The 13178-nt window shown below is 68.7% G+C and carries 10 protein-coding genes; 4 read left to right on the top strand and 6 right to left on the bottom strand.

Annotation, left to right across the window (positions count from 1 at the left end):
* The first annotated feature begins 43 nt into the window (after positions 1–43).
* Together V3B41_RS00825 and V3B41_RS00820 are read left to right on the top strand one after the other, a co-directional pair.
* On the top strand, positions 44–3073 hold the full coding sequence (locus V3B41_RS00825; protein ID WP_049427793.1) for a sensor histidine kinase: 3030 nt from the start codon (positions 44–46) through the stop codon (positions 3071–3073).
* Positions 3066–3719 carry a response regulator transcription factor gene (locus V3B41_RS00820; protein ID WP_049427795.1) on the top strand — a complete coding sequence of 218 codons (654 nt, stop codon included), beginning with the start codon at positions 3066–3068 and terminating at the stop codon, positions 3717–3719. Before V3B41_RS00825 ends, V3B41_RS00820 begins: the two co-directional genes overlap by 8 nt.
* 582 nt (positions 3720–4301) lie before the next feature.
* Here the strand turns inward: V3B41_RS00820 and V3B41_RS00815 are convergent.
* Positions 4302–5492 (bottom strand): MFS transporter, encoded by a 1191-nt coding sequence (locus V3B41_RS00815; protein WP_049429015.1) that lies wholly within the window; start codon positions 5490–5492, stop codon positions 4302–4304.
* A gap of 93 nt (positions 5493–5585) precedes the next feature.
* Between V3B41_RS00815 and V3B41_RS00810 the strand changes: the two genes are divergently transcribed.
* On the top strand, positions 5586–6515 hold the full coding sequence (locus V3B41_RS00810) for a LysR family transcriptional regulator (protein WP_049429016.1): 930 nt from the start codon (positions 5586–5588) through the stop codon (positions 6513–6515).
* 7 nt (positions 6516–6522) lie between these two features.
* Here the strand turns inward: V3B41_RS00810 and V3B41_RS00805 are convergent, their stop codons facing one another.
* From V3B41_RS00805 to V3B41_RS00785, 5 genes are all read right to left on the bottom strand, one after another.
* A complete protein-coding gene (locus V3B41_RS00805; RefSeq protein ID WP_049429017.1) occupies positions 6523–7845 on the bottom strand; it encodes an acyl-CoA thioesterase/bile acid-CoA:amino acid N-acyltransferase family protein in 1323 nt (440 codons plus the stop codon).
* A gap of 97 nt (positions 7846–7942) precedes the next feature.
* Positions 7943–8674, bottom strand: a complete 732-nt coding sequence (locus tag V3B41_RS00800; protein ID WP_049429018.1) for a LytTR family DNA-binding domain-containing protein — start codon at positions 8672–8674, stop codon at positions 7943–7945.
* Complete coding sequence (locus V3B41_RS00795) at positions 8671–9726, bottom strand: histidine kinase (protein WP_238378693.1); 1056 nt, start codon at positions 9724–9726, stop codon at positions 8671–8673. Before V3B41_RS00795 ends, V3B41_RS00800 begins: the two co-directional genes overlap by 4 nt.
* Positions 9727–9853: 127 nt before the next feature.
* Positions 9854–11311: an amidohydrolase family protein gene (locus V3B41_RS00790; protein ID WP_049429020.1), complete on the bottom strand. Its 1458-nt coding sequence runs from the start codon at positions 11309–11311 to the stop codon at positions 9854–9856.
* A gap of 52 nt (positions 11312–11363) precedes the next feature.
* Positions 11364–12065, bottom strand: coding sequence for an ankyrin repeat domain-containing protein (locus tag V3B41_RS00785; protein WP_049429021.1), 702 nt, complete (start codon positions 12063–12065; stop codon positions 11364–11366).
* 122 nt (positions 12066–12187) lie between these two features.
* Between V3B41_RS00785 and V3B41_RS00780 the strand changes: the two genes are divergently transcribed.
* A complete protein-coding gene (locus V3B41_RS00780; RefSeq protein WP_049429022.1) occupies positions 12188–13069 on the top strand; it encodes a LysR substrate-binding domain-containing protein in 882 nt (293 codons plus the stop codon).
* Positions 13070–13178 lie beyond the last annotated feature (109 nt).

Genomic DNA, 13178 nt, shown 5'->3' with positions numbered 1-13178 from the left:
CTACCCCGTTCGGGTCACCCGGGACTGCCCCGCACCTGCCAGAATGCGCGCCATGCGAGGCTGCCCCTTCCCGTTCCTGCGTCGCCTGCCGACGCTGCTGACGTGCCTGCTGCTGTTGACCGCCCTGCCCGCTCTTGCCGTGCAGCGCCCGCCAGTGAGCGGCGGGCTGCCCGATTACGAGCACACCGCCTGGCGCGTCGGCCAGGGCGCTCCAGGCGACATCTGGGACATCAGCCAGGACCGCGACGGCCTGCTGTGGCTGGCCACGGGCTCGGGCCTGTACCGCTTCGATGGCCGTCGTTTCGAACGGCAGGCGGCGCCCGTCGACAACCAGTTCCCGTCCACCAACATGGTCACGCTGGCACAGGGCCGCGATGGCGCCCTGTGGATCGGCTACTTCCAGGCCGGCATCAGCCGGTTCGCGCAGGGGCGGCTGCACAGCTACGGCCACGAGCAAGGGGTGCCGGTCGGCGTGGTCCCGCACTTCAGCCAGGATCGCGAGGGCCAGCTGTGGGCGGCGATCAATGGCGGACTGCGCCGCTTTGACGGACAACGCTGGCAGCCACTGCCGGCCGCTGCCGGCCTGCCCGAGCGCCGAGTGCAGTGGGTGCTGCACGACAGCCGGGGCAGGTTCTGGGTACTGGCCGACCTGAAGATCTGGATGCGTGCGCCCGGTCAGCCCGCGTTCGAAGACACCGGCATCGCCGTCTCGCAGATGGCAACGCTTGCTGAAAGCCCGCAGGGTGAAGTGTGGCTGGCCGACCGGGTGCGCGGCACCTCCCCCCTGGCCAACGCGCAGGGCCTGTTGGCGGCTGGCGAACGTGAAGCGCGGCGTCTTCCGGAACTGGTTGCTGCGCGCCTGCAGTTCACTGCCGATGGCGCGCTGTGGGCCACGATGAGCCCGCACGGCGGCGTCGCCCGCATCACCTTCGACGGCACCCGGGCCGTGCGCATGGAGCGCTTCGATTCACCGCACGGACTGACCGCCACCTCGGCGGTGCCGATCATCGTCGATCGCGAAGGCAATCTCTGGGTTGGCACCAATCTCGGCCTCAACCGCTTCCGCGCACGCAGCGTGCACACCCTGGCGGTTGGCCCGAGTGATCCCTACCGCTCGCTGGTGCGGGCCAGCGATGGCCGCGTGTATGGCTACGGCGAAGACCTCAAGCCGTACGACCTGGGACGTACCCTGCTGGATGGCAGCGCCATGCAACTGCAGTCCGCCGCACGCCAGGCAGCCACGCCAATCTGGCAGTTCGACTGGGTCAATCTTGCGCGCACGGTCGCCGGCCGTACCTCGTTGATCCCGCTGCCGGCGCCGTTCACCGGGCAACCGCTGCATGCGCTGCTGTTCCCCGACGACGCGCAGGCCTGGGTGTGCACCGGCGAACGCGGGGTGCTGCACTACCAGCTCGGCCAGTGGCAGCGCGAGATCCGCCTGCCCGAGCAGGCCTGCTCGTCGCTGGCGCTGGATGCCCAAGGCCAGCTGCTGCTTGGCTATGCCGACGGCCGCCTGCGCCGGATGAGTGCGAACCGCATCGAGAACTTCGATGCCAGCCAGGGCCTGTCGGTGGGGCCGATCACGGCGATGCTGCATCACCAGGACCTGCTGCTGGTCGCCGGCGAAGCCGGGCTGGCCGCTCGCATCGGCGAGGGACGTTTCACCGCGGTACGCACCGATATGGCTGGGGTGCTCGAAGGCATCACCGGCATGGTCGCCGATGCGCACGGGCACCTGTGGCTGAATGGAAGCCGTGGCCTGGTAAGGCTGGAAAGCAACCTGCTGCGCCGCGCACTGCGCTCGGGATCGCAGGTTGCGCCGCGCCTGTTCGATGCCGTGGACGGCATGCCGGGTATCGCCCTGCAGAGCGGGCCGATCTCCACGGCTGTCCTGGCCGACGATGGCCTGTTGTGGCTGGCCACCAACCAGGGCCTGGCCTGGCTGGACACCCACCGTTCGCACATCAATGCGATGGCCCCCAGCGTGCGCATCGGTGACGTGCTGTACGGCAGCGAGCAGCAGCCCCTGCGGGACGGTCTGCGCCTGCCGGCCGGCACCAGCCAGCTGCAGATTGATTATGTGGCCCTGTCCCTGGCCCGCCCGGAGCGCAACCGCTACCGCTACCGCCTGTCCGGCGTCGATGATGGCTGGCAGGACGCCGGCAGCAGCACGCGCGCGTACTACACCAACCTGGCGCCGGGCAGTTACCGCTTCGAAGTGGAAGCGGCAAATGAAGACGGCATCTGGAGTACGGCGCCGGCCAGCCGCAGCTTCCGTATCGCGCCCACCTTCATGCAGACCGTGTGGTTCAAGCTGCTGTGCGCAGCCGCGATACTCGCGCTGCTGGTGATGGCGGTACGCATCCGCAGCGGGCAGCTGGCCGCGCTGTTCCGCGCGCGCCTGCAGGAACGCAACGGCGAGCGCGAACGCATCGCGCGCGACCTGCACGACACCCTGCTGCAGGGAAGCCAGGGCCTGATCCTGCGCCTGCACGCGATCAGCCAGTCACCCCAGACCCCGGAGCCGGTACGCGGCCAGCTGGAGTCAGCGATGCAACTGGCCGAACGCAATCTGGCCGAGGGTCGCGAGCGGGTCAATGCGCTGCGCGAGGGGCCGTTCGCGGGTCGCGACCTCGCTTCGGCACTGGCCGATGTGCATGCCGAGTACGCCGGGCACGGTACCAATCCGTTGCGCCTGACCGTGGAAGGTGCGCTGCCGCCGCTGCAGAGCGATGCCGCCGAGGAAGTGTTCCTGATCGGACGCGAGGCGATCCGCAATGCGCTGCGCCATGCCAATGCCAGCGCGATCGAAGTGGAGCTGTCCTACGGCACGCGCTGCTTCCTGCTGCACGTGCGGGATGACGGTGTCGGCATCACCGATGAAGACGCTGGGCACGGCCATTGGGGACTGCAGGGGATGCGCGAGCGTGCACAGCGGCTCGGTGCCGAGCTGCAGCTGTGGACCCGCCCCGGACTGGGTACGGAAGTAGCGCTGGCGGTTCCCGCGCGGCGCCTGTATCACCGCCGCCCCTCACGTTGGCGCTGGCCCTGGAGTAAAGCAAACCATGACTGAGAACCCTGCCCCGATCGGCGTGCTGGTGGTCGACGACCACCCGTTGCTGCGTGACGGCCTGGCGGCGCTGCTGGGCGCCCATTCCGACCTGCGCCTGCTCGGCGAGGCCGCCGATGGCGAGGAAGCCATCGCACGCTACCAGCAGCTGCAGCCGGACGTGGTGCTGATGGACCTGCAGATGCCACGCCTGGATGGCGTCGAAGCAATCGTGCGGATCCGCGCGATGGACCCGCGTGCGCGCATCATCGTGCTGACCACCTACCGCGGCGATGTGCGCGCGGTGCGGGCGCTGCAGGCCGGCGCCAGCGCCTACCTGCTTAAGGACATGCTGCGCCACGAGCTGGTCGACACCATTCGCATGGTCGCCGGCGGCCGGCGCGCACCGATTCCCCCGGCGGTGGCCGCCAGCATCGCCGCGCACGTGGTGGAAGACCGCTTGTCGCCCCGCGAGACCGAGGTGCTGCGTCACGTAGCCGGTGGCCTGTCGAACAAGCGCATCGGCGAGCGCATGCAGATTTCCGAGCAGACGGTGAAGGCGCACATGAAGAGCCTGATGGACAAGCTCGGCGTCGGTGACCGCACGCATGCGGTCACCCAGGCACTGCGGCGCGGCATCATCAGCCTGGACGACAGCGGGCACGATTAGGGGGGGCGGCAGGGCTTGCAGCCCTGCACCTGCGGTAGTGCCGGCCGCTGGCCGGCAACCTCAACAACAACAGCAAGAGCATGGATTCCGTGGGATGGCGGGGCGGTGTCGGACTGCGGGGACGCCGTGAACCCGTCCATGGGGGCTTGGCCGCGGCATCCATGCCGCGGACACCCCGCACTCCGACACCGCCCCACCTCTGACAGATTCCTGCGGCTGTCGGTAGGTGTCGACCTTGGTCGACACTTCTGTCGCATATCGAAATCAATCAGGGGTCAGATCCGTTTTTCCTTGGGAAACGGATCTGACCCCCAAGAGCCGTTCCAAAAGACCCCAGGAACCGGTGGATGGCGGGGGGGGGGCAGGAACCTGTCGAAGGCGGGGTGGGTCCGGTTGCGGGGGCGTGAGCGCCATGGATGGCGCGACCGAGCCTCCATGGACGGATTCACGGCGTCCCCCGCAACCGGACCCATCCCGCCTACCTACAGGAACCCCGCCGTTGCTGGTGCCGTTGCTGTTGCTGTTGCTGTTGCTGTTGCCTCCAGCAGGTGCAGGGCTGCAAGCCCTGCCGAACGCCCCCCCTTACTTCAAACGCAGCAGCAGGCTGCCGCCCGCACACACCACCGCCAGCCAGGCCACGCCGTGCCATCCCCACTGCGCCAGCGCCAGGCTGCCCAGCGCGCCACCTGCCGCCATACCGATGAACATGCCAGTGAACAGCAGCGCATTGAGGCGACTGCGTGCCGGCGGCACCAGGCCGTAGACCAGCGTCTGGTGCGCCACCAGCGCCGACTGGAACCCGAAGTCGAACAGCAGCGCGCTCACCACCAGCAGCGGCAGCAGCGCGACGGCCGGCAGCCAGGTCTCGGCCAGCAGCAGGCCGAAACCCAGCAGCGCCACCGCGATCGCCAGCCGCGCCACCGCGTGGCACCCCAATCGATCGGCGAAGCGGCCGGCGAACGGTGCGGCCAGCGCACCGGCCGCACCGGCGATGCCGAATGCACCCGCTGCGGCACTACCCAGCCCCAACCGTGCATGCAGCATCAGCGCCAGGGTCGACCAGAACGCGCTGAAGCCCACCGCCAGCAACGACTGGCTGGCCACCGCACGGCGCAGCTGCGGCTGCTCGCGCCACAACGCCAGCAACGAACCCAACAATGCCGGATAGCGCAGCGTGCTGGTCGGTGCAAAACGCGGCAGCGCACGCGCCATCACCGCGCCCATCGCCGCCACCGACAACGCAGCCAGCACGAACTGGGTACGCCAGCCCCACGCCTCGGCCACCACGCCACTGACCACCCGTGACAGCAGGATGCCAAGCAACAGGCCGGTCATCACCCGGCCGACGATCTGCCCGCGCTGCGCATCCGGCGCCAGCACCGCAGCGGCCGGCACGATGTCCTGCGCCAGCGTGGCCATCAGCCCCACCAGCAGGCTGGCCATCAGCAGGCCCGGCAGGTGCCCGGCCATCGCTGCCGCGCCGAGTGCCAGCGCCAGCAGCGCGGATTTCAACAGGATCAGGGTACGGCGGTCGAAACGGTCACCCAACGGTGCCAGCAGCAGGATGCCCAGCGCATACCCCAGCTGGGTCAGGGTCGGCACCAGGCCGGCCGCGCGCTCCCCCGCGCCGAGATCCTGGGCGATCAGGCCCAGCATCGGTTGGCTGTAGTAGAGCGAGGCCACAGAGAAGCCGGCACCGGCCGCCATCGCCAGCACCAATGGGGTGGAAGGCGCGGTCGCGGGTGCGGCGACGGACAGCGAGGGGGTAGACATGGGGAAGTCCGGTGGAGGAAGTGGGCGTATCGTGCCCATATTCACCCAACGTCTGTAGTAGGCTGATTCGCATACCCTTCATACGCCCTGCGCATGACAGACCTCGCCACCGGCGCCGATCGCCTGGACTTGCTGCGTACCTTCCTGCGCATCGTCGATGCCGGCAGCCTGTCGGCCGCAGCCGAGCAGCTGGGAACCACCCAGCCCACCGTCAGCCGCCGCCTGCAGGCACTGGAGCGGCAGCTGGGCCTGCGCCTGCTGCAGCGCTCCACCCATGGCCTGCAACTGACCGAGGACGGGCTGCGCTGCCAGCGTCATGCGCAGCGCGTGGTCGACGAATGGGAGTCGCTGCAGGCCGAACTCCAGGGCGAACCAGAAACGCTGCGCGGACGCCTGCGGGTGATGGTGCCGCACGCCTTTGGCCAGGCGCAGCTGCTGCCGACCATGCTCGCATTCCTCGCCGAGCACCCGCAGCTGAGCCTGGAGTGGATCCTTGAAGATCGTCGCCCGGATTTCATCGCAGAAGGCATCGACTGCGCGGTGCGGGTGGGCCCTGTCGACGAGCCGCGCATGGTGGCACTGCCACTGGCCGAGGTGCCGCGCATCGTCGTAGCGGCGCCGTCGCTGGTGCAGGACACTGCGGTGAGTACGCCGGAACAGGCGCAGTCCCTACCGTGGATCTCGCTGGTCACCTACTACCGCGAACGCCTGCTGCTGCACGACGCGCAGGGGCGTGCGCACACCCTTTCGATCAGCCCACGCCTGCTCAGCGACAACCTGTTCGTGGTGCAGCAGGCTGCACGCGCCGGGCTGGGCGCGGCGGTGGTCTCGGCCTGGCTGGTTGCCGAGGACCTGGCACAAGGGCGCCTGGTGCAGTTGCTGCCGGACTGGCAGGCGCCGGCACTGCCGGTACACGTCGTGTTTCCTGCCGCGCGCCAGCAGCCGCCACGGCTGCGCGCCTTCATCGAAGCGATGAAGGCCGCACTTCCGCAGTTGCACGGCATGCGGCCGGCAACGCATTAGCGCCCGCTCACAACGCCTCGGCCAGGAACGCCAGCACGGCCGGGCCCACTTCACGGTCGGCGCGCGCATGGCCTTCGGCGGTGCCCCCGACTTCAAGGAACGGACCCACGTCATGGCGATGGGAGCTCGGCTGAAGAATCGGCGTGATCAGATGCCCCGCATCGGGGTAGTAGAGGAACCGGTCGCGATCACCTCGCCCTGCTTCGGCCAACCGACGCTGGGCAACGGCCATCATCACGCCGGAGTCGCCCAGGCGGTCATCGCCGCCTCCCACCCACAATGTCCGTGCAGCGATCGTTTCGATCGGCAGCATCGCCGCCTGCAATGCAGGCGCCCACTGCGGCCCCGGCCGTCCCCAGTCCACATCCTCCCGATACGGCAGCCACGCCAGCGGTTTGCCCTGCCAACTCAGGGGTGAGCGATCCACGGCCCTGAAATCGGCCGGGGCAACGTCGCGCGCAATGCCACGGAACGGAGCCGGGCTGCCAACCCAGGACACCGCCGCGCGCAGCGTGGGCAGATGGACGGCGGTGGCCATGGTTGCGATCCCGCCCCAGGAACCGCCCAGCAGACCGACCCGCTGCGGATCCACGCCAGGCTGCCGCTGAAGCCAGTGCACCGCATCACGAACGGTCTCCAGCGGCACGTCAATCAGATCCTTGGGCACACCGGGCCCGCGATACCACGCAATCGACACGGCGATGTAGCCGTTGCTGGCCAACCAGGCGGCGTACTGGTCGCCGCCCTCGAAGCCGCCTTCCGCGCCACCCAGCGTCACCAGCGCCGGCCCTCGTGTCCGGGCGGGCCTGTCCGCTGGCAGGTACAGACGCGCCTCGCGCCCGCCGATATCGACCCGTTGCACCCGCACCCCAGGCAGCATCAGGTGACGTTGCAGGGTCTGCCGTGCAACGACCGAACCGGCCCGCTCAACCTCCAGTTCGAACGTCTGCGGCAGGAAGCCCATGCCATCGGCCGCGCGTCGCCAATTCAGCGGCATTGCACTGGCGCGCCTCTGCTGCGGCTGCATCGACCAGATCAGTCCGCCCGCATCGATGCCCCGGTAGCTGCCCTGCTCCGATCCGCTGCCGGTGGTATCGACCTGGCCACGCAGATCGGCACGCAGCACGGCCTCTGACTGCCAGCGCTGGCCCCGGCTGTCCTGCATCGACAGGCGCAGGCGCACCGTCTCGGCGACGGCAAGGCCCTCGACCTTGATCACCGGAATACGATCGGCACGCCCGTGCTGGTCATCAACCTCAACGCGGACATCGGCCATCGCCGGAATCGCCAGCGCACACAGCAACCATCCCCACCCCGCTCGTTTCCGCATGTCCTGCCCTCGTCCGCAAAAGGGAGAGGGTGCCCGGAGGGAGCGGCATGTACCGCAGGAACCGGCGTCGATGGTGCCAACCGTGCCGCGGCTGGCCTCAACGGTGTTTCAGCCGCGCGTCCAGAGCGGACGCCAAGGCGGTGCGATAGCTGCGACTGACCGGCACCTGCGCGCCCCCGGCCAGCTCAAGCAGCGCATCCCCGTTGTGACGCTCGACCACGCCCTGCACGCGCAACGGATTGACCAGCACCGAGCGATGCACGCGCAGCAGGCCGCCCGGCGCCAGGCGCTCGGCCAACCGCGCGATCGTCTCGCGCAGCAGATGCAGGCGCTGCCCGACGTGGACACACGCATAGTGCCCGGCCATGTCGATGTAGTCGATCTGCGCCAACGGTACGTACTGTGTTCCACCCACCGCCGGCACGGCCAGAACCTGCGTATTGGCCTGCCCATCGTCGAGCAGCCCGGCCAGGCGACGCACCCGCGTGATCGCTTCCTGTAGTCGTGGCAGCGCGACCGGCTTGAGCAGATAGTCGGCCACCCCCAGCTCGAAAGCCTGCAGCGCATGCTGTGGCAGTGCGGTCACGAAGATGGTGTGCGCAGCCAGTGCAGGCTGCTGCGCCGGCAGTTCCCAGCCGCGGCCATCGGGCAGTACCAGATCCAGCAGCAACAGATCGAAGCGCCGCCCCTGCAGGTGCTTGCGTGCCTGGTCCAGGCTGGCCGCTTCAGCATCGACCCTGACCGGCGGAATGTGCGCCAGCAGCTCACGCAGGCGGTGACGCGCCAATGCCACGTCATCCACCAGCAGCACGCTCAACGGGCGCATCATGCCATCGGTTCCGGCAGGAACAGGCAGACTCTGTAGCCGCTGCCGCTGTGGCCGGCCTGCACATGGCCGCCGATCATCGCCAACCGGCGCTGCAGTGTGGCCAGGCCACTGCCGAGGCCTTCGTTGCGCGCAGGACGCAGGCAGGGATTGAACACGGCCACCTCCAACCCGCTACCCTGCACCTCCGCTTTCAGCTCGATCTGCAGACGAGGATCCCCCGCCTGCCAGCCACTATGCAGCACGGCGTTCTCGATCAGCGGCTGCAGCAGCAGCCCCGGCACCGGCCAGTGCAGGGCCTCGGCGCTGGCCTGCAGGTGCAGATGCAACGCCTCGTCATGCAACAGCGACTGCAGGGACACGTAATCCTGTACAGCGCCCAGCTCATCCGCCAGCGGACGTTGCGCCGGGCATTGCAGGGTGTCGCGCAGCAACGAGGACAACTGCACCAGGGCCGCGTCCGCCGCCAGTGGACGCAGCAGCGCCAGGCCACCGATGGCATTGAGTGCGTTGAACAGGAAATGGTGCTGGAGGTGTTGTCGCAGTGCGACCTCGCGGGCAAGTCGCAGGGCCTGCGATTGCGCGTTCAGCCGCTGCAACCACGCCAGGCCGTGACCGGTACCGGCCACTGCGATGAAGGTGGGAAAGGCGAACAACGTGGTAACGCCGATTGCTCGGGCCACGTGGCGCGACGACGGCAGCGGCTGCGCCTGCCACAGCTGCAGCAGCAGATGGCCCAGCCCCCAGCCCAGCGCAGTCAATGCCGGTGTCAGCAGCAGGCCCAGCAACAACCAGCCGATCAGGGGGCGCCGTCCCGGCAAGGGCCAGCGCCGGCAGGCCGCCCACAGCGCTGGCGTCGCCAGCATCCAGGGCAGCTCGGCACCGACGATGAACAACGCCGCTGGAACCAGACCACCCGGTTGCTGGCTCAGGTGCACCGCCGGCACCGCGGTGGCGATCAGCAGCGCCCACAATCCCAGCATGACCACGCGTGGGCGCGGCAACGACAACGGTGCTTCGGGGGCAGGCAACACACAGGCGGGGGCAGCGGACATGCACGGCGTCGAACGGGAACCGGCCACCATGCTAGGCGCCCATGCCCGATCCTTCCCGTGCCGGAAGCAAGGGCGTCGGTCGGGGTCGGATCCCTTTCCGAAGGAAAGGAATCCGACCCCGGGGGCATCAGTTGGCCTTGGCAGCCTCGGCATTCCACGCGGCCACCTTGGCCTTGGTATCAGCCAGCATCCTGTCCAGCGCGGCGCGGTCATACACGTTGCCGCGCAGGATCACGCTGTCGATCTTCTCGGTGGCGGCGATGTCCTGCAGCGGGTTGGCGGTCAGCAGTACCAGGTCGGCAGCCTTGCCCTGCGCGACACCACCATAGCGGTCCATCTGGCCGAACCAGGCCGGTCCGGAACGGGTCGCCGCCGACAATGCCTGCGGCGCGCTCAGCCCTTCCTTCACGAACAGCTGCAGTTCCTGGTGCAGGGCGATGCCCGGGAAGTTGAACGAGTTGAGGAAGCCCGCATCGGTGCCGGCAATGATCGTCACGCCCGCCTCCTGCAGCAACGGCAGCACGGCCGCTACCTGGTGGTACTGCGCGTGGCGCGCTTCGATCTGTGCCGGCGTCGCCTTCGCTGCACGGTCCACGCGCCACTGGTAGGTCGCGCGCAGGCCCGGACCGATGTAGGCCAGGTACGGATCGTTGGCATGGTCGTCCTGGTCAAGGAAATCCAGGATGCGGCCACCGTTGAGGGTCGGGGTCACGAACACGCCGCGCTTGGCGAAATCACGGTAGGCGTGCATCGCGGTGTCACGGTCGAAGCTGGCGTCGAGGCGGCGGTTGGCTTCGGCGCGGTCGATGCGGCCGGCGCCGAAGTCGGCGGCGATCTGCGCCTCGTCCCTGCTGCCGGCCTTGAACGCGTAGTCCAGGTGCTCGATCGAAGCCAGGCCGGCATCGACCGCCTGCTCCACCGTCAACGCCATCGGAATATGGCCCGACGCCTTGAAGCCCGCCTTGCGCGCCGCACTGGCCGAGTACAGGAACAGTTCCGGCTTCAGCGTGCTGTCGGTGATCTTCACGAAGTCGACCTTGTCGTGCTGCAGGCGAGTGATGGCCTTGTCGACATCGGCCTCACTGCCCACCTCGATGGTGCCCTTCCAGACCGGCTTGATGCCTTCGATCTTCGCGCCCGAACTGAGCAGGCGCGGGCCGAACAGCGTGCCCTTGGCGATCTCGCCACGCCACTGCAGCACCTGCCCGGGCAGGTCGCCTGAGCAGTCACGCACGGTGGTGATGCCGTGCGCGATGTACAGCGGCAGCAGCGCCTTGTTCTCCTCGATCAGCGCCGGGCCACCACCGAAGTGCACATGCATGTCCCACAGGCCGGGGATCAGGTACTTGCCCTTGGCGTCGATCTGGCGGGCGGCGCTCCACTGGCTGCGCAGCTGCGCGTCCGGGCCGACGGCGACGATGTCCTCGCCACGGATCACCACACTCTGCCCGGCCACGGTGCTGGCGTGCTCGACATCGACCACGGTGGCGTTGCGGATCAACAGGTCGGCGCGCTCGGCGGCAGAAGCCGACAGCGGTGCCACCGCAAGAAGGATGGCGAGGGACAACGGACGGGAACGGAACATGGACAGCATCCTGGTGGGCACGACCAGCGTGCGGGGTGGAAGGGGCTCTGTATCAGCGCGTTGCGCCGTGCTGGCGCAGCAGCGTTTCAATGTCGGTATAGCCGCGCTGACGGGCATGGGCCAGCGGTGTAACGCCATCACCGTCGGCCAGCTCCGGGTCGGCACCGGCCTCCAGCAGCAGCTGCACGATCTGTGCATGGCGCGCACCGCCGTCGCCGAGCAGGATCGCTTCCAGCAGCGCGGTCCAGTGCAGGCGGTTGACATGGTCCACCGCCACGCCGGCCCGCAGCAGCGTGCGCACGGTGGCGACATGGCCGCGCTCGGCGGCGGGAATCAGCGCGGTTCCGCCATAGCGGTTGGTGCTGCGAAGATCGGCACCATGCGCCAGGGTCATCGCCAGGATCTCGTCAAGGCCACGCGCGCCGGCGTACAGGTAGGCGCTGTCCTGCAGCGCATCCTTGGCGTTGACGTCGGCACCGGCCTCGATCAACTCGCGCGCGGCATCCACGTGGTTGCCATGGGTCGCCAGTAACAACGCGGAGCGGCCCTGGCCGTCACGCGCCTCCAGATCGGCCCCCTGCTCGATCGCCTCGCGTACGGCATCGGCGTCGCCACGGCTGGCGGCATCGCGCAGTCGGATCCCCCCATCAGCCTTGGGGGTCGCAGTGCAGGCAGGGGTGACCATGGCCAGAAGGCATAGCAGCAGCATGCGCGCCATAGGTGCGGGCCAGCGAAGGGAACGACGGAAGCGCATGGCAGTGTCTCCTCATGTCCGTCGCCACGGAACGCAGCGTGACGGTAGCAACAGCCGGGCATTGCCGGCCCCCGTCCTGCATGGTAGAAGTCGGCCTCGGTATCCAGAAGTGAAATGTTCAAATGCAAGACAGTTCCAAATCGAATAGAACTCTGTTCGAGCTGGACCTGCTTCGGGCGCTGGTGATGGTCGCCGACTGCGGCAGCTTCACCACGGCGGCCACGCGCCTGCATTCGACCCAGTCCACGGTCAGCCAGAAGGTACGCCGGCTGGAGGAACTGGCCGGGCATCGCCTGCTTGAGCGCGGCCACCGCGACGTGCACCCCACTGACGCCGGCCACACCCTGCTCGGCTACGCGCGGCGCATGCTGGATCTGAACGACGAAATGGCCCAAGCCCTGGCCGGCGCAACGGTGGAAACCGCCGTGCGCATCGGCGTGCCGGAGGACTTCGTCAACCCGCAGACCACCCGCATGCTGGCCGCTTTCAGCCGCCGCCACCCGCAGGTGAAGCTGGAGATCAGCAGCGGGCTGAGCCGTGACCTGGCGCACGGCTTCGACCACGGCGAGCTGGACCTGGTGCTGGTCAAGCAGCGCCGCAACAGCCGCCAGGCGGTGCATTGCCGGCGCGAGCCGATGCACTGGATCGACAGCCTGCGCAGCAGCTGCCTGCAGCAGGAGCCGCTGCCGCTGGTCACCTTCCCGCCGCGAGGGCTGTACCGCGACGAGATGATCCACGCCGTGGAGGCCTTGGGCCTGCGTTGGCGCATTGCCTTCACCAGTTCGTCGCTGAGTGGCATCCAGGGCGCGGTGGCCGATGGCATCGGCATCAGCCTGCTGCCGCGTCGCGCAGTCACCCGCGAGCACCGCATCATCGATGGCGAGCGCGACCTGCCGGTGATCGACAACTACGAGATCGGCCTGCTGCATCGTGCCGATGCCGATGATGCGGTGCGGGCACTGGCCAGCGAGCTGTGGCGGCAGGTACAGCACGAACCGGATTGACCACCGCACCTGAGGTGTTGCCGGCCGCGGGCCGGCAACCTCGACAGCCGCATTGCCTGGCGTGGGGTCAGATCCGTTTTCCGTAGGAAAACGGATCTGACCCCATGTG

Source organism: Stenotrophomonas sp. SMYL89, from assembly GCF_036319985.1.
In the GTDB taxonomy this organism is placed as follows: domain Bacteria; phylum Pseudomonadota; class Gammaproteobacteria; order Xanthomonadales; family Xanthomonadaceae; genus Stenotrophomonas; species Stenotrophomonas maltophilia_Q.
Note: the sequence above shows the minus strand (reverse complement) of the source record. Positions and strands in the feature narration are given on the sequence as shown.